The sequence below is a fragment of the Pseudomonas sp. 3MAES_34.3B genome (genome assembly GCF_058145875.1).
In genome coordinates this window covers 4,991,550-5,007,371 of the sequence record NZ_CM176960.1, presented here as the reverse complement: position 1 = coordinate 5,007,371, position 15,822 = coordinate 4,991,550, and the positions used below count along the sequence as shown (strand labels likewise).

The 15,822-nt window shown below is 61.9% G+C and carries 15 protein-coding genes; 9 read left to right on the top strand and 6 right to left on the bottom strand.

Annotated features, from left to right (window positions below; all coding sequences use genetic code 11):
* Positions 1-15 precede the first annotated feature (15 nt).
* The 3 genes from AC3Z8Y_RS22505 to azu all read left to right on the top strand — a co-directional run bounded on the left by AC3Z8Y_RS22505 (position 16) and on the right by azu (position 4,068).
* The gene (locus tag AC3Z8Y_RS22505; protein ID WP_490087633.1) at positions 16-2,502 is read left to right on the top strand and encodes a circularly permuted type 2 ATP-grasp protein; all 2,487 of its coding nucleotides are present in this window, start codon (positions 16-18) and stop codon (positions 2,500-2,502) included.
* Positions 2,499-3,410 (top strand): transglutaminase family protein, encoded by a 912-nt coding sequence (locus AC3Z8Y_RS22500; RefSeq protein ID WP_490087632.1) that lies wholly within the window; start codon positions 2,499-2,501, stop codon positions 3,408-3,410. Before AC3Z8Y_RS22505 ends, AC3Z8Y_RS22500 begins: the two co-directional genes overlap by 4 nt.
* A gap of 208 nt (positions 3,411-3,618) precedes the next feature.
* Positions 3,619-4,068, top strand: coding sequence for an azurin (gene azu / locus AC3Z8Y_RS22495; protein WP_490087631.1), 450 nt, complete (start codon positions 3,619-3,621; stop codon positions 4,066-4,068).
* Between the two features lie 20 nt (positions 4,069-4,088).
* On the opposite strand, the gene pncB is transcribed toward azu, so the two are convergent.
* Positions 4,089-5,285, bottom strand: a complete 1,197-nt coding sequence (gene pncB / locus AC3Z8Y_RS22490; RefSeq protein ID WP_225776038.1) for a nicotinate phosphoribosyltransferase — start codon at positions 5,283-5,285, stop codon at positions 4,089-4,091.
* Positions 5,286-5,752: 467 nt separating this feature from the next.
* Here pncB and AC3Z8Y_RS22485 point away from each other — a divergent pair, with 467 nt between their 5' ends.
* The 6 genes from AC3Z8Y_RS22485 (at position 5,753) to AC3Z8Y_RS22460 (ending at position 12,079) form a co-directional block, all read left to right on the top strand.
* Positions 5,753-6,889 carry a branched-chain amino acid ABC transporter substrate-binding protein gene (locus AC3Z8Y_RS22485; protein ID WP_490087630.1) on the top strand — a complete coding sequence of 379 codons (1,137 nt, stop codon included), beginning with the start codon at positions 5,753-5,755 and terminating at the stop codon, positions 6,887-6,889.
* Between the two features lie 144 nt (positions 6,890-7,033).
* Complete coding sequence (locus AC3Z8Y_RS22480) at positions 7,034-7,948, top strand: ABC transporter permease subunit (RefSeq protein WP_181111275.1); 915 nt, start codon at positions 7,034-7,036, stop codon at positions 7,946-7,948.
* 2 nt (positions 7,949-7,950) lie between these two features.
* Positions 7,951-9,234 (top strand): high-affinity branched-chain amino acid ABC transporter permease LivM, encoded by a 1,284-nt coding sequence (gene livM, locus AC3Z8Y_RS22475; protein WP_490087629.1) that lies wholly within the window; start codon positions 7,951-7,953, stop codon positions 9,232-9,234.
* Positions 9,231-10,106, top strand: coding sequence for an ABC transporter ATP-binding protein (locus tag AC3Z8Y_RS22470; protein ID WP_490087628.1), 876 nt, complete (start codon positions 9,231-9,233; stop codon positions 10,104-10,106). Before livM ends, AC3Z8Y_RS22470 begins: the two co-directional genes overlap by 4 nt.
* Positions 10,103-10,819: an ABC transporter ATP-binding protein gene (locus AC3Z8Y_RS22465; RefSeq protein WP_181110820.1), complete on the top strand. Its 717-nt coding sequence runs from the start codon at positions 10,103-10,105 to the stop codon at positions 10,817-10,819. Before AC3Z8Y_RS22470 ends, AC3Z8Y_RS22465 begins: the two co-directional genes overlap by 4 nt.
* 501 nt (positions 10,820-11,320) lie before the next feature.
* A complete protein-coding gene (locus AC3Z8Y_RS22460; protein WP_225776042.1) occupies positions 11,321-12,079 on the top strand; it encodes an SDR family oxidoreductase in 759 nt (252 codons plus the stop codon).
* Here AC3Z8Y_RS22460 and AC3Z8Y_RS22455 read toward each other — a convergent pair.
* The 5 genes from AC3Z8Y_RS22455 to ureE all read right to left on the bottom strand — a co-directional run bounded on the left by AC3Z8Y_RS22455 (position 12,039) and on the right by ureE (position 15,762).
* On the bottom strand, positions 12,039-13,181 hold the full coding sequence (locus tag AC3Z8Y_RS22455; RefSeq protein WP_490087627.1) for an AGE family epimerase/isomerase: 1,143 nt from the start codon (positions 13,179-13,181) through the stop codon (positions 12,039-12,041). The two genes, AC3Z8Y_RS22460 and AC3Z8Y_RS22455, sit on opposite strands and share 41 nt — an antisense overlap.
* Positions 13,182-13,378: 197 nt before the next feature.
* A complete protein-coding gene (locus AC3Z8Y_RS22450; protein WP_490087626.1) occupies positions 13,379-13,948 on the bottom strand; it encodes a HupE/UreJ family protein in 570 nt (189 codons plus the stop codon).
* A gap of 19 nt (positions 13,949-13,967) precedes the next feature.
* Positions 13,968-14,582, bottom strand: a complete 615-nt coding sequence (gene ureG / locus AC3Z8Y_RS22445) for an urease accessory protein UreG (RefSeq protein WP_181110816.1) — start codon at positions 14,580-14,582, stop codon at positions 13,968-13,970.
* A gap of 8 nt (positions 14,583-14,590) precedes the next feature.
* A complete protein-coding gene (locus AC3Z8Y_RS22440; protein ID WP_490087625.1) occupies positions 14,591-15,265 on the bottom strand; it encodes an urease accessory protein UreF in 675 nt (224 codons plus the stop codon).
* Positions 15,262-15,762, bottom strand: coding sequence for an urease accessory protein UreE (gene ureE, locus AC3Z8Y_RS22435; protein WP_490087624.1), 501 nt, complete (start codon positions 15,760-15,762; stop codon positions 15,262-15,264). The genes AC3Z8Y_RS22440 and ureE overlap by 4 nt, the downstream gene beginning before the upstream one ends.
* Between the last annotated feature and the right edge of the window lie 60 nt (positions 15,763-15,822).

The window sequence follows — 15,822 nt, the reverse complement described above, 5'->3', positions numbered from 1 at the left end:
GTAGCCGAGCGTTTCATGCCAGACCTGCTTGAACACTACCTGCGCACCGCAGGCAGCTATCACGAGATGCTCGACCCCGCCGGCGCGGTGAGGCCGCACTGGCGGCGCCTGCTCGATCACCTGCAACGCAGCAGCCCCGCGCAGCTGGCCCAGCGGCAAGACATGCTCAACCGGCAGATTCACGAAAACGGTGTGACCTACAACGTGTATGCCGACCCCAAGGGCGCGGACCGGCCGTGGGAACTGGACCTGCTGCCGAACCTGATCGAGCAGGGCGAATGGCAGTACCTGGCCGCCGGCATCGCTCAGCGGGCGCGCCTGCTCAACGCGGTGCTGGCGGACATCTACGGCCCGCAAACCCTGATGCAGGAGGGTTTGCTGCCGTCCGAGCTGGTGTTCGGCCACAACAATTACCTCTGGGCCTGCCAGGGTATTCGCCCGCCCGCAGGCATTTTCCTTCACCTGTATGCAGTGGATCTGGCCCGCAGCCCCGATGGGCGCTGGTGGGTAACTGCAGACCGTACGCAGGCCCCGTCGGGCGCCGGCTATGCGCTGGAAAACCGGATGATCGTATCCCGCGCATTTCCCGACCTTTACCGGGACCTGCAAGCGCGGCATCTGGCGGGCTTCTTCCGGACACTGCAGGAAACCCTCGCGCGGCTTGCCACTGCGGGTACTGATACGCCCCTGGTGGTGGTGCTGACGCCTGGGCGCTTCAACGAAAGTTATTTCGAGCACCTCTACCTCGCCCGGCAATTGGGCTATCCGCTGGTAGAAGGCACCGACCTGACCGTGCGCGACGCCACGGTGTACCTCAAGACACTCAATGGGCTGCGGCGAGTGCACGCCATATTGCGCCGGCTGGATGACGACTTCTGCGACCCGCTCGAGCTGCGTACCGATTCCGCCCTGGGCGTGCCGGGGCTGTTGCAGTCAGTGCGCGAAGGCCGGGTGCTGGTCGCCAATTCGCTGGGTAGCGGCGTGCTGGAGTCCCCGGGGCTGCTTGGGTTTTTGCCGGCGATCAACGAGCACCTGTTTGGCGAGAAGCTGATGTTGCCGTCCATTGCCACCTGGTGGTGCGGGGAGCCCCCGGTGATGGCGCACGCCTTGGAGCACATGGCCGAGCTGGTGTTCAAGCCGGCCTTCCCGTCGCAGAGTTTTGGGCCTGTGTTCGGGCGGGAGCTCGATGGAGCGCAGCGCGAAGCCCTGAGCGAGCGGATCAAGGCTCGGCCCTATGCCTATGTTGGCCAGGCCATCGCGCAGCTGTCTCAGGCGCCGGTGTGGCATGGCGAAAACCTCGGGCTGCAGCCTCGCGCCGTTGGCATGCGCATGTATGCGGTGGCGGCTGAAGAGGGCTACCGCGTGCTGCCGGGTGGGCTGACCCGGGTGGCCGCCCACGCCGACGCTGACGTGATTGCCATGCAGCGCGGCGGCGCCAGCAAGGATACCTGGATACTGGGCGAGCCGGCCCCCAGCGCCGAACAGTGGCGCGCACAACGAGCCCTCGGGGTGCAGGACGTGATTCGGCGCGACCCTTACTTGCCATCTCGTGTGGTCGAGAACCTGTTCTGGTTCGGGCGCTATTCCGAGCGGTGCGACGACAGTGCCCGGTTGCTGCGGATCGTCCTCACCCGCCATGTGGAAGGCGACGATGCGCAGGCGTTGCACGCGTCGGTCGCGCTCGCGCAAGCACTGAATGTGATGCCCGATGAAGGAGAGTTGGAAGCCGGGCTGCTCACGGCGCTGGTGGGTGCTGATTGGCCGTTCAGCCTGCGCAACAACCTGCAACGGTTGCAGTGGGCAGCCTCGCAGGTACGCGGCAAGCTGTCCCGTGAAAACTGGCATGCACTGGTCGAGTTGCAACGGGAGTCGGCACGCCTGGAGCTGCTGGGCGCTGACTTGGGTGAAGCCCTGGACCTGCTCAACCGCCTGGTGGTGTCACTGGCGGCACTGTCCGGCTTTGCGCTGGATGACATGACCCGCGACGAAGGCTGGCGTTTCCTGATGATCGGCCGGCGCCTCGAGCGTTTGCACTTTCTGTGCACCAGCCTGGCGGCGAGCCTGCGCAGTGAACAGGTATTCGAGCCTTCGGCGCTCGAGTGGCTGCTGGAGTTGGCGAACAGTAGCATCACTTACCGCTCGCGCTACCTGGCCGAGGCGCAACTGATCCCTGTGCTCGACCTGTTGCTGCTCGACCCTCAGAACCCACACGCCGTGCTATTCCAGCTCAGGCAGGTGGTTCGGTCGCTGCGGCGGCTGCACGACGATTTGCGCACGCCTCGGGATAATTCGTTTGCATCACTGATCGAGCGGCTTACGGCATTCGATCTGGGTGCGTTGGAGTATTCACTGTTCGGGGTAGGCAGTGTACGGGTGGTGCTGGGCGGGTTGGCGGATCTGCTCGATGAGGTAGGCGATGCCAGCAGCCAGGTGTCCGACCGCCTTGCCTTGCGCCATTTCGTCCATGTGGACGACGTAAGCCAGCAAACGGTATCGGTATGACAAGCATTTGCTATCGGGTGATGCATGACACCCACTACGCGTACGACGCCCCGGTATCGCTGGCCAAACAGCTGGCGCATTTGTGGCCCCGCCCTTGCGCCTGGCAGTTCTGCCGCAATCAGTCACTCGAGGTGACGCCACTGCCAACCCAGCGGATCGACGAATACGACGTGTTCGGCAACCCGCTTACCCGCCTCGCCTTTGAGCGGCCCCATGACGCGCTCACGGTCAAAGCGCGGCTGGAAGTGGAAGTGTTGCCCCGCCGGGTGCCCGACATGCGATTGTCGCCTGCCTGGGAAATCGCCCGTGACAGCTTGTGCTACAGCGGCCAGCCAATGCCGCTGGATGTGCTGAAGGCCTGTCGCTTCCGTTTCGAGTCACCTTTCATTCGACTGAAAAAGCACTTCGTTGCGTTTGCTGACAGCTGTTTCCCCGCAAGCACGCCACTGCTCGAAGGCGCTCAGGCGCTGATGGGAAAGATCTTCAACGACTTTACCTATGACGCCAATGCTACCGGGGTAGCGACCCCGCTGCTGGAAGTGCTGGAGCGGCGACGCGGCGTGTGCCAGGACTTCGCTCATTTGATGATTGCCTGTTTGCGGTCGCGGGGGCTGGCGGCGCGCTATGTCAGCGGTTACCTGCTCACCCAGCCACCACCCGGCAAGCCCCGGCTCATCGGCGCGGACGCCTCCCATGCCTGGGTAGCGGTGTATTGCCCTGCCAATGGCTGGGTAGAGTTCGACCCCACCAACAACGTACGCCCGGGGCTGGGCCACGTCACGCTGGCATGGGGGCGGGACTTTTCCGATGTGTCACCACTGCGTGGGGTGATCCTGGGCGGCGGTAGCCACGACCCTGAGGTGCAGGTAACCGTCACGCCCATCGAAGAAACCCTGCCTACCGCATGATCAGTGCGGCTGGCCTGCCTTGTACTCAGGCTCGGCGCCACTGGCGCCACAGGCGTATGCGGCAAGCAGGCTACGGAAGAAGCTGTTGAAACCCATGATGGTTCTCCTCAAGTGATGTTGAGAAGCCTACGCCTGGCAGGCAAGATGGGCACTTTGAATGTGTTCATGGGCCCGATAGACAAGCGGCCCACTGCCCGGGAGTGTATGCATGTTGCTCAAAGCCGTTTTCGCCGGTTTGCTTGGCCTGGTCGCCGTTCCCGCTTTGGCGGCGCAGTGCGAGGTAACGGTCGATTCCACCGATCAGATGACTTTCGATCAGAAGGAAATCACCGTCAGCAAAAGCTGCAAGGCATTCAAGGTGACGCTTACCCACTCCGGCGCGCTGCCGGTGCAGGTGATGGGGCATAACTGGGTGCTTAGCAAAACGGCCGACATGCGCAACGTGGCCAGCGATGGAATGTCCGCCGGCGCCGAGGAAGGCTACCTTCAGCCAGAAGACAGCCGGGTAATCGCGCATACGCGCATGATCGGCGCGGGTGACCAGGACAGCATCACCTTCGATGCCTCTGCCCTGGACCCCGCCGGCCAGTACAGCTTCTTCTGCACTTTCCCCGGGCATATCTCGATGATGCAAGGCACCTTGAAGCTGGTGGACTAGGTCCAGCCAACCCCCCGGTGTTACATCACCTTGAACACATGCCGCAGGTAGGACACGAAATTCGGGTCGCGGCATTGGGTCTTGGCCGCTTCGTCGGAGATCTTCGCCACGGGCTGGCCATTGCAGCTGGTCATCTTTAGCACCATGCTCATGGGCGCCACCCCGTCGATATCGCACGTGAGGTTGGTGCCGATACCAAAGCTCACGTTGATGCGCCCACGTAACGCCCTGTAGAGGTTCAAGGCCCGCGGCAGGTCCAGGCCATCGGAGAACACCAGGGTTTTGGTCATCGGGTCGATGCCCAGCTTGCGGTAGTGGGTGATGGCCTTCTCGGCCCAGAGCAGCGGGTCCCCCGAGTCATGGCGCAAGCCGTCGAACAGCTTGGCGAAGTACAGGTCGAAATCGCGCAGGAAAGCATCCATGGTGATGGTGTCTGTAAGCGCGATGCCTAGCAGGCCGCGGTATTCCCTCACCCAGCAGTCCAGCGCGGCGATCTGGCTGTCGATCAGCCGGGGGCCAAGTTGCTGGTGCGCCATTACCCATTCATGCGCCATGGTGCCCAAGGGCTTGAGGTCATATTTACGCGCCAGGTACACGTTACTGGTGCCCACGAAGCGTGCCGGGAATTCCGCTTTGAGCAGGCGCACTACTTCATCCTGGACGCCGAAGGAAAATCGGCGCCGGGTGCCGAAATCCGCTACTTGCAGGCCTGCCAGTTCGTCCACCGTCGCGTTGGCGACCAGCCAGTCGAATTTGCGGTACAGCTGATCCCGGGCTTTCTGCAGCGTGACGCCCGGATGGAGCGTGCGGTTGCGAACCTCGCTCACCATCGCCAGCAATGGCACCTCGAACAGAATCACATGCAACCATGGCCCGCGCAGGCGGATGTAGAGCTCATCGTGCTCGATGCCCAGCTGCACATACCGCAGGTTGAACCGGAACAACCCCAGAAAGCGCAGAAAATCAGGCTTCATAAAGCTGATGTTTTCCAGGAAGGCAGCTTCCTCATCGGCCAGGCTCAGTTCGCACAGGCGCTCCAGTTCCCACCGCAGCTCATCCAGGTAAGGGCGCAGGTCTTCACCATTGCGGCAGCGGAATTCCCACTCCACATCCGTGTTGGGGTAGTTATGCAGCACCGCCTGCATCATGGACAGCTTGTACAGGTCCGTGTCCAGCAGTGAGTGGATCACACGAGGGCGGAAGGGTGAATCGATCATCAAAGGCTCCGGGTTGGCCAACACGCTTCAGACAACGGATCGGATGAAAAGTATAAGGTCCAGGGCAAGCGTGCCACTTCTCGGCGCAGCGACGGAAAATTCGTGAACATTGCGCGCGGCAAGCTGCCTGCAACGGTGCAAGAACCTGGCTGCGATGGTGCGCGATGTAGCGAGCGCGCACCGAGGTTGTGCAGTTCCGTTACGCTTGTTGTTACGTCTCGGTTGCGCTGACTTGCCGGTCATGGTTGCTCTCTGCGCTCGCGCCAGGTTGCTCCTTTATTGTAACGAGGTGTCACTATCTTCGTGTTAGACGGTTGCACGTCCCGTTTGATCGACCTGCAACGGCCGCGCTTGAAACCTCGGGCTACGACTTTACGCGCATGTAAAAATTGATGGCACGCCGCTTGCTCAGAGCATGACGCTGAAGCTGTTGTGCCAACCAAAAAAACGTTCAGGAGCATCACCTCATGTCGCAGACGTTTTACAAGAAAGGCTTTCTGGCCCTGGCGGTCGCTACCGCGGTGGGCGTTGCGTCGTATGCACAGGCGGACGTGAAAATCGGCGTCGCTGGTCCCATGACGGGTGCCAACGCTTCGTTCGGTGAGCAGTACATGAAGGGTGCGCAGGCCGCAGCCGATGCCGTCAACGCCGCGGGGGGCGTTAACGGGGAAAAGATCGTACTGGTAGCGGGCGATGATGCGTGCGAACCCAAGCAAGCCGTAGCCGTTGCCAACCGGCTGGTGGACCAGGACAAAGTGGTAGGCGTTGTAGGGCACTTCTGCTCGTCCAACACCATTCCGGCGTCGGAAGTGTATGACGAAGCCGGCGTTATCGCGATCACCCCCGGCTCTACCAACCCGGCGGTCACCGAGCGCGGGCTTAAAACCATGCTGCGGATGTGCGGCCGTGACGACCAGCAAGGCATCGTTGCCGGCGATTACATCGTCGACATGCTCAAGGCCAAGAAAGTCGCGGTGATCAACGACAAGGACACCTATGGCAAGGGCCTGGCTGATGCGACCTCCGCCCAGCTGAAGAAGCGCGGCGTAACGCCCGTGCTGGAAGAAGGCCTGACCCGCGGCGAGAAAGACTTCAGTGCCCTGGTCACCAAAATTCGCGGTACCGGCGCCGACGTGGTGTTCTTCGGCGGCCTGCACCCGGAAGCCGGCCCGCTGGTTCGCCAACTGCGCGAGCAGGGCCTCAAGGACGTGAAGTTCGTGTCCGACGACGGCATCGTGACCGACGAATTGGTAACCACCGCAGGCGGCGCACAATACGTTGATGGCGTGTACATGACCTTCGGCGCGGACCCACGCCTGCTGCCGGATTCCAAGGCTGTTGTAGAGCAGTTCCGCAAGAGTGGCTACGAGCCTGAAGGCTACACCCTGTATGCCTACGCTTCGCTCCAGGCCATCGCTGCCGGCCTGAACGGCGCCAAGGCAAACAATGGTGAGAAAGCCGCCGAATGGCTCAAGGGGCACTCCGTCAAGACCGTAATGGGCGAGAAAACCTGGGACAGCAAGGGCGACCTTAAAGTCTCCGACTACGTCGTGTACCAGTGGGGCCCGGACGGCAAGTACAAGCAACTCGAAAAACAAAAATAAGCCCCGCGCCAGGGCGAGCAGGGCAATGGCCCGCCCGCTCTGGCTGCACTTCCAACTTGCCTGCGCAACATTGCAGGCACGCGCGTTTCGGCCTGTGCCGAAGCGTGAGTGCCTGGCGCCCCAATACGTTCACGAGAGTGCATGATGGACGGTATTTTCCTGCAGCAAATGGTCAACGGGCTGACCCTGGGGTCGGTTTACGGGCTGATTGCCATCGGTTATACGATGGTTTACGGCATCATCGGCATGATCAACTTCGCCCATGGCGACGTGTACATGGTCAGCTGCTACCTCTCCGCTATCGGCCTGGCGGTACTGTCCCTCTTCGGCATCGATTCTTTCCCATTTCTGATTCTCGGCACGCTGATCTTTACCATCGTGGTGACCGGCGTGTACGGGTTCGTGATCGAGCGAGTGGCCTACAAGCCGCTGCGTAACTCCACGCGCCTTGCGCCTTTGATCAGCGCCATCGGTATTTCGCTGATCCTGCAGAACTACGTTCAGATCAGCCAAGGCTCGCGCCAGCAAGGCGTACCCACCTTGCTCGAAGGCGGCTGGCGCTTCCACATAGGCAGTGGCTTCGTGCAGCTGAGCTACACCAAGGCGTTCATCATCGTGGCCGCGTTCGTCGGCATGGCGGTGCTCACCTATATCATCAAGTACACCAAGCTGGGCCGGATGTGCCGGGCCACGCAGCAAGACCGCAAGATGGCCTCTATCCTGGGCATCAACACCGACCGGGTGATTTCCTATGTATTCATCATCGGTGCAGCCATGGCCGCGCTGGCCGGTGTGTTGGTAACCATGAACTACGGCACCTTCGACTTCTATGCCGGCTTCATTATCGGGATCAAGGCATTCACCGCGGCGGTATTGGGCGGTATCGGCTCGTTGCCGGGCGCCATGCTGGGTGGGCTGATCCTCGGCGTGGCCGAGTCGCAATTCTCCGGGCTCGTGAACTCGGATTACAAAGACGTGTTCAGCTTCGGCCTGCTGGTGCTGATCCTGATCTTCCGTCCCCAAGGCCTGCTGGGTCGCCCACTTGTGGCGAAGGTGTGACCATGTCTTCTGCGATCAATAAACCTGTCAATCTCAAGAAAAGCCTTATCGATGCAATCGTTGCCGGCCTGCTGGCGCTGATCGTATTCGGCCCCATCGTGGGTATCGTGCTCGATGGCTATGGTTTCAACCTGCAACCGGCTCGCACCGCCGTGCTGGTCGCTGTGGTAATGGCCGGGCGCTTCCTGCTCAGCCTGTTCCTGCAAACGCCCAAGGGCGTGAGCATCCTCCAAGGGTTCGAGGGCAGCGGTGGTGGCGTGCATGTGCTGGCGCCAGACTACAAATCCCGGCTGCGCTGGATCATTCCACTGCTGATCGTGATTGCCCTGGTGTTCCCGGTGTTCGCGAACAAGTACATGCTCACCGTGGTAATCCTGGGCTTGATCTACGTACTGCTTGGGCTGGGCCTGAACATCGTGGTAGGGCTGGCGGGCCTGCTGGACCTGGGCTACGTGGCGTTCTACGCCATCGGTGCCTATGGCCTGGCGCTCGGCTATCAATACCTGGGGCTGGGCTTCTGGTCGGCACTGCCGCTGGCGGCCATCGCCGCAGCGTTGGCGGGGTGCATTCTGGGCTTCCCGGTACTGCGAATGCACGGGGACTACCTGGCCATCGTGACCCTGGGCTTCGGTGAGATTATCCGCCTGGTGTTGAACAACTGGCTCGACTTCACCGGGGGGCCTAATGGCGTGCCCGTACCTTCGCCAACCATCTTCGGCCTCGAGTTCGGCCGGCGGGCAAAGGATGGCGGCATACCGATCCATGAATACTTCGGGTTCGAATACAACCCGGATCTCAAGTTCCTGTTCATCTACGCCGTGCTGTTCCTGGTGGTGATGGCGGTTCTGTACATCAAGCACCGCCTTACCCGCATGCCAGTGGGCCGTGCATGGGAAGCGCTGCGCGAGGACGAAATTGCCTGCCGCGCCATGGGCCTCAACCATGTATTGGTCAAGCTGTCTGCGTTCACCCTTGGGGCGTCGACTGCGGGCCTGGCCGGTGTGTTCTTCGCCAGCTACCAGGGCTTTGTAAACCCGGCCTCGTTTACCTTCTTCGAGTCGGCCTTGATCCTCGCCATCGTTGTGCTCGGCGGGATGGGCTCCACGGTCGGCGTGGTGATCGCCGCGTTCGTGCTTACGGTCGCGCCGGAACTGCTGCGAAGCTTCGCCGAGTACCGGGTGCTGCTGTTTGGCATTCTGATGGTGTTGATGATGATCTGGCGACCGCGCGGGCTTATTCGCATCAGCCGCACCGGGGTAGTGCCGCGTAAAGGAGTGGCGCCATGAGCGACGATATCATTCTGTCCGTTGAACACCTGATGATGCAGTTCGGCGGTATCAAGGCGCTGAGTGACGTGAACCTACAGGTAAAGCGCAACTCGATTTTCGCCTTGATCGGCCCCAACGGTGCTGGCAAAACCACGGTATTCAACTGCCTCACGGGCTTCTACAAGGCCACTGGAGGGCGCATTCAACTCAATGCGCGCACCGGTAGCGTGGAAGTGATCAAGCTGCTGGGCGAGCCGTTCAAGGCCACCGACTTCGTGGCGCCGAACCGCTTTTTCAGCCGGCTTTACTACAAGATGTTTGGCGGTACCCATCTGGTGAACCGCGCAGGGCTGGCACGTACTTTCCAGAACATTCGGCTGTTCAAGGAAATGTCCGTGGTGGAAAACCTGTTGGTGGCCCAGCACATGTGGGTCAACCGCAACATGCTTGCCGGCATTCTGAATACCCCCGGTTACCGCAAGGCAGAGGAGCGGGCGCTGGAAACGGCCTTCTACTGGCTTGAAGTGGTTGACCTGGTGGATTGCGCGAATCGCCTGGCCGGTGAGCTTTCCTATGGCCAGCAGCGCCGGCTGGAAATTGCCCGGGCCATGTGTACCCGGCCTCAGGTGATTTGCCTGGACGAGCCGGCCGCAGGCCTCAACCCTCAGGAAACCGAAGCGCTGAGTGGCATGATTCGCCACCTGCGGGACCACCACGACATGACCGTGGTGCTGATCGAGCATGACATGGGCATGGTGATGAGCATTTCCGATGAAATCGTAGTGCTGGACCACGGCAACGTGATCGCCACTGGCAAGCCCGAGCAGATCCGCAACGACCCCAAAGTGATCGCGGCCTACCTGGGCGCTGACGAAGAGGAACTGGTATGACCGCGCCCATCCTCGAGCTGAAAGCCATTGATGTGTATTACGGGCCGATCCAGGCGTTGAAGCAGGTTTCCCTGCACATCGACCCGGGTGAAACGGTCAGCCTGATCGGTTCCAACGGGGCAGGAAAGTCGACCTTGCTGATGTCCATTTTCGGCCAGCCCAGAGTCGCCAGCGGGCAGATCTTCTACCAGGGCACGGACATCAGCCAGAAGTCGTCTCACTACATCGCGTCCAACGGCATTGCGCAGTCACCGGAGGGGCGGCGGGTATTCCCGGACATGTCCGTGGAAGAAAACCTGATGATGGGGACCATCCCCATCGGCGACAAATACGCTGGCGAAGACATGCAGCGGATGTTCGACCTGTTCCCACGCCTGAAGGAACGCCGCAACCAGCGGGCAATGACCATGTCAGGCGGCGAGCAGCAGATGCTGGCCATTGCACGAGCCCTGATGAGCCGGCCCAAGCTGTTATTGCTGGACGAGCCGTCGCTGGGCCTGGCGCCGATCGTGGTGAAGCAGATTTTCGCGACCCTGCGAGAACTGGCGCAGTCGGGGATGACCATCTTCCTGGTGGAGCAGAATGCCAACCATGCGCTGAAGTTATCCGACCGCGCCTATGTGATGGTCAACGGGCAGATTCGCATGACCGGCACCGGCAAGGAATTGCTGGCCAATGATGACGTCCGCAACGCCTATCTGGGCGGCCATTGAAACAATCGCGCAACCTTTCACGGCCGGTCGGAAATGTGGAAAACATTTTTGAACCGGCTGTGGAATGTGACCTGAAGTCGCATTTGATGTTTGCTTATCCCCAATCGTTATTAGCCCACAACTCCCGTGGACCAGCCTGTGAATAACTTGGTGGCACAACGCTATGCGCCACGGAAACCGTGGCTTCCAGCGCGGTGGTTGTTTTTTGAACAGCGCTTCGGGCAATCGGCGTGACACTAAATGTCAAGCCTTGACAGCCGTTGTCCAGATCGCTAAGGACCCTGTGGATAACTCTGTGGGAAACCCTTGGAAATACATACCCAGAGGCCGCGCGGCAAGGGCTGCCGATATTCGAATTCGTTGCGCAGATTCTCCGCCAAGCGGTAACAACACAGGGGAAATCGCCACTTTGCACGTTGTGCCGCCTCTCTGCGCCGGGCATTCTGGGCGCTGAACTCATCCGTCCGACCAGCCCAACGCTGGCGCAATCAGGAGAACGCAATGACCTCCACTGTTTTTATTACTGGTGCGACCTCTGGTTTCGGTGAAGCCTGTGCCCGGCGCTTTGCCGAAGCCGGCTGGTCCTTGATCATCACCGGGCGGCGTGAAGACCGCCTTCAGGCGCTGGCCAAGGAGCTGTCCGAAAAGGTGGAGGTATTGCCGCTGGTGGTGGACGTTCGCGACCGTAAGGCCATGGAAGCCGCTATCAACGGCCTGCCGGAGCAGTTTTCGACCCTGACCGCGTTGGTCAACAACGCAGGGCTGGCCCTTGGCGCGGATCCCGCGCCCAAGTGTGACCTCGATGACTGGGAAACCATGGTCGACACCAACATCAAAGGGCTGCTGTATACCACGCGCCTGCTGCTGCCCCGCCTGATCGCCCACGGCAAGGGCGCTGGCATCGTGAACCTCGGTTCCGTGGCAGGCAGCTATCCCTACCCCGGTAGCCATGTGTACGGCGGCACCAAGGCGTTCGTGAAGCAGTTTTCGCTCAACCTGCGCTGCGATCTGCAAGGCACCGGTGTACGGGTAACCGACCTGGAGCCGGGCATGTGCGAAAGCGAATTTTCACTGGTGCGTTTCGGCGGCGACAAGGCCCGATACGATGCGACCTACGCAGGTGCCGAGCCAATCCAGCCTCAGGATATCGCCGACACCATCTATTGGATTCTGACCCAGCCCGCGCACATCAACGTGAACCGCCTCGAAGTGATGCCGGTTACTCAGTCGTGGGCGGGCTTTGCGGTGCATCGCCAGTAACCAGGCCGATGGCATTTGCCAGCGCCGCCAGGCACGTATAAAGGTGGTATGGGGTGGTGGATGGCATGTCGTGCCGGCTCACTACCCCACTGGCGTCACGGCATTCGAACCAGCCCTCGGGGCGCATGAACTGTTCGCGCATCTGTAGGAGGCCGGCCGTGAGGGTATCGGCGCGCTCTGGCAACAGGCTGAGAGCGCGTAGGTATTCGGCGTGTGCCCAGACGCGGCGGGTGCCGTCGAGCAGCATGCCGCTCGCGGTGAGCATCGCGCATACCGCCCCCTCTTGCAGGCCCTGTTGCTCGGAGCGAACCAGCGCTTCGGCCATGTCTTTGGCCAGCGCATGGTTGTGTAGGCGAGGCGACGAAGCGAGCAAGTAGAACCACTCGAACTGATGGCCTGGCTCATACCAGTTATCCACAGCCGAGCACGGTTTCTCCAACAACACGCCGTGACGTGCGTCGAAAAATTCCTGATGCATCGCATCACAGAGCGCGTCGAGCGCGGCGGCAGTCTGCGCGTCCGGCCGCGCGTCGAGGCTGGCCAGGAACGCTTCGGCCAGGTGCATCAGCGGGTTCTGCAACGGGCCCTGGCCAAGGTCGCTCCAGTCTCGATCCAGGCACGCTTCGTAAAGGCCATTGTTGGTAGCAAAGCGTTGCACCGCCGCCAGTGCCTGGTCCAGGCAGGTTTCGGCATCGGGCGCCTGGCGAAGGTAGTGGGCACAGGCAAAAACGATGAAGGCATGGGTATAGAGGTCTTTGCGGGTATCCAGCGGCGCGCCCTGGGGATCGACGCTGTAGTACCAGCCACCGTTTACCGGGTCGGCGAAGTGCCGGTTGAGCGAAGCAAATAACCTGGCCGCCCGTTCCCGCGCGCCGGGGCGATCTCCCAGTGACGTGAACACGAACAGCTGCCGGGCGCAGGCCATCGCGCGGTAGCGCTGCGGCGGGAGTGGCTGATGGCCCTCGCTCAGTGCTTCGTAAGGCAGCTCAAGGGCGCTGTTCCAGCCTGGGCCTTCCCATAGTGGCACAATGGTGTCGAGGAAATGCGCCCACACCGTGGCGTAGGTTTCTGCAAGCGGGGTGTTCACGAAGGAGGCAGGCATGGACGGCTTCATGGGCGGCAAATGGGCGCCACTCTAGCAGAAAACCTGATTCGAGTTCCTGCCAGGGCCGGCCAAATCGGTGGTTCGACAGAGGCATTGCAGGAGGGGGCGTTAGCCCCCGAACTGGTGCCCGCTGCTACGCCAGGTATCCGTTCCCGGTTTCGGCCTGCGGCGCCAACCGGTCCCACAGTAGGGAGTCAAGCCGCAAGCAGGTATCCACCGGCGATGGCGGCACCCAGGCCAGCCAGGCGAACCAGCGGCGCGGCGGCGCGAGGCATCCAGCGGGCCAGGGTGTAGCCTGCCCCATGCAGGGCAGCCGTGGCGGCGATGAACCCGGCGGCGTAGGTCCAGGCGCTGGCCATCGCAGGCAGTTCCAGCCCGTGAGCCATGCCATGGCATACCGCAAACCCTGCAGTGGCCAGCATGGCCAGCGGCAGCGGAGGGCGAACCGACAAGGCGACCGCCAGCCCCAGTGCCAGTACCGATGCGGCGATACCGCTTTCGAGCCCCGGCAAGTTCACCCCGGCAAAGCCCAGCGCCCCACCCACCAACATGCTGGTCAGGAACGTACATGGCAGAGCCCAGCGGCCATGCCCCTCCTGCTGAGCCGCCCAAAGGCCGACTGCGACCATGGCAAGCAAGTGGTCCAGCCCGCCGAGCGGGTGGCTGGCGCCGGCCAGCAGGCCTTGGCCGTGCCCCGGGTGGGCAAATGCGGCGGCGGGTGCCAGGAGAAGGGTAAACGCAGCGAATAGTTGATTACGGGTCACGGTGGCTTCCTTGTGTCGTTCAGGCTGCGCTGAGCAGCCCTTGGCGTTCGATGAAGGCGATGATCGCTTCCAGCCCTTGGCCGGTTTTCTGATTGCTGAATACGAATGGTTTTTCGCCGCGCATCTTGCGGGTATCGCGGTCCATGCTTTCCAGTGAAGCGCCCACTTGGTCTGCGAGGTCGATCTTGTTGATTACCAGCAGGTCGGATTTACAAATGCCCGGGCCGCCCTTGCGTGGCAGCTTGTCACCGGCGGACACGTCGATCACATACAGGGTGAGGTCCGACAGTTCCGGGCTGAAGGTGGCCGAGAGGTTGTCGCCGCCGGACTCCACCAGAATCAGGTCCAGCCCCGGGAAACGGCGGTTGAGCTGATCTACGGCCTCCAGGTTGATGGAGGCATCCTCGCGGATGGCTGTGTGGGGGCAGCCGCCGGTTTCAACGCCAATGATGCGCTCTGGCGCCAGCGCTTCGTTACGCACCAGGAAGTCGGCGTCTTCGCGGGTATAAATGTCGTTGGTGACGACCGCCAGGTTGTATCGCTCGCGCAACGCCAGGCAAAGCGCCAGGGTGAGGGCGGTTTTACCGGAGCCGACAGGGCCACCGATACCGACGCGCAGGGGTTGGCTGTTCATGGGTTCTCCTAGGATCGAAAAAGGCGGCTGTACTGGCGCTCATGGGCCATGCTGGCCAGGGCCAGGCCGAAGGGGGCGCTGCCGATGTCGGCGGGGTCCAGCGCGCATGTAGCGCGGTGGGCTTCTTCCAGCGCCGGCAGCAGTTCGCTGGTCAGTTGCTGGGCGGCTTGCTGGCCCAGCGGCAATGTTTTCATCAGTACGGCCAGCTGGTTTTCCAGCCAGCCCCATAGCCAGGCGGCCAAGGCGTCATGCGGGGTGATGCCCCAGGCGCGCGCCGCCAGTGCCCAGCCAAGTGCCATGTGAGGTTCTTCAAGGCTACCGAGAAATTCGCGGCCGGGAGCGTCCAGCTCTACCAGGCCAAGCAGCAGTTGGCGTAACGAATAACCCATTTGCCGGCTTTCCAGGTGCAGCTCACGGGTTTCCCGGCTGGCGCGGTACGCTTCGCAGCGCTGTCGCAGCCCGGGCCAATCCTCGGCCTCGGCCAAGGTGCAATGGGCCAGTAACTGGGGCGCATCGAAGCGAGGGAGGTTGAGCTCAAGTTGGTCCCGCAGCCACGTCGCCGCAGTTGCTCGGCATGTTACCCAGCCTGCGTCCACTGCCAGCTCCAGCCCTTGGGAATAGCTGTAGCCACCGATCGGAAGCTGCGGGCTGGCCAAGCGCAGCAATGCCCAGGCCCGGTTCACCGAGGCGAGCCGAACTGGTGCAGGCGGGGCGCATAGTTAAAACCTTCCTCGCCCTGATGCGAATGGTGATGACCACCGCCATAGGCGCCGTGTTCAGGCTGGAAGGGTGCTTCCAGCGGCTCTACCGTGGCGCCAAGTTGTTCAAGCATGGCCTTGAGCACATGGTCGTCGAGCAGGCGCAGCCAGCCGTCGCCAATCTGCAGCGCAACGTGGCGGTTGCCCAAGTGGTAAGCCGCACGTGTGAGTTCAAGCGTGTTGGCGCAGGTAACCTGCAGCAGGTGCTCGGGGCGGGCACACACCCGTACCACACGGCCATCCTCGGCCTCGAGGAATTCACCATCGCGCAATGGTGGTTGGCCGCGTTCCAGGAAAAGGCCCACGTCTTCGCCATCGGCGGCGAAGCAGCGCAAGCGGCTTTTGCTACGGGCTTCGTAGTTGAGGTGGATCTCGGCGGCCCAGCTAGGCTGCGGCGGCGTACGACGATGAATCACAAGCATGCGTCTATTTCCAGCAAGACCGGTATCAAGCGTAGAGCAAGGGCCTTGCCAAGCCATGCG

What these genes read in the sequence shown, in the direction of transcription:
- AC3Z8Y_RS22505 (WP_490087633.1), top strand. Translation starts at nt 16, where the DNA reads ATGCCAGACCTGCTTGAACACTACCTGCGCACCGCAGGCAGCTATCAC.
- AC3Z8Y_RS22500 (WP_490087632.1), top strand. Translation starts at nt 2,499, where the DNA reads ATGACAAGCATTTGCTATCGGGTGATGCATGACACCCACTACGCGTAC.
- azu (WP_490087631.1), top strand. Translation starts at nt 3,619, where the DNA reads ATGTTGCTCAAAGCCGTTTTCGCCGGTTTGCTTGGCCTGGTCGCCGTT.
- pncB (WP_225776038.1), bottom strand. Translation starts at nt 5,285, where the DNA reads ATGATCGATTCACCCTTCCGCCCTCGTGTGATCCACTCACTGCTGGAC.
- AC3Z8Y_RS22485 (WP_490087630.1), top strand. Translation starts at nt 5,753, where the DNA reads ATGTCGCAGACGTTTTACAAGAAAGGCTTTCTGGCCCTGGCGGTCGCT.
- AC3Z8Y_RS22480 (WP_181111275.1), top strand. Translation starts at nt 7,034, where the DNA reads ATGGACGGTATTTTCCTGCAGCAAATGGTCAACGGGCTGACCCTGGGG.
- livM (WP_490087629.1), top strand. Translation starts at nt 7,951, where the DNA reads ATGTCTTCTGCGATCAATAAACCTGTCAATCTCAAGAAAAGCCTTATC.
- AC3Z8Y_RS22470 (WP_490087628.1), top strand. Translation starts at nt 9,231, where the DNA reads ATGAGCGACGATATCATTCTGTCCGTTGAACACCTGATGATGCAGTTC.
- AC3Z8Y_RS22465 (WP_181110820.1), top strand. Translation starts at nt 10,103, where the DNA reads ATGACCGCGCCCATCCTCGAGCTGAAAGCCATTGATGTGTATTACGGG.
- AC3Z8Y_RS22460 (WP_225776042.1), top strand. Translation starts at nt 11,321, where the DNA reads ATGACCTCCACTGTTTTTATTACTGGTGCGACCTCTGGTTTCGGTGAA.
- AC3Z8Y_RS22455 (WP_490087627.1), bottom strand. Translation starts at nt 13,181, where the DNA reads ATGCCTGCCTCCTTCGTGAACACCCCGCTTGCAGAAACCTACGCCACG.
- ureG (WP_181110816.1), bottom strand. Translation starts at nt 14,582, where the DNA reads ATGAACAGCCAACCCCTGCGCGTCGGTATCGGTGGCCCTGTCGGCTCC.
- ureE (WP_490087624.1), bottom strand. Translation starts at nt 15,762, where the DNA reads ATGCTTGTGATTCATCGTCGTACGCCGCCGCAGCCTAGCTGGGCCGCC.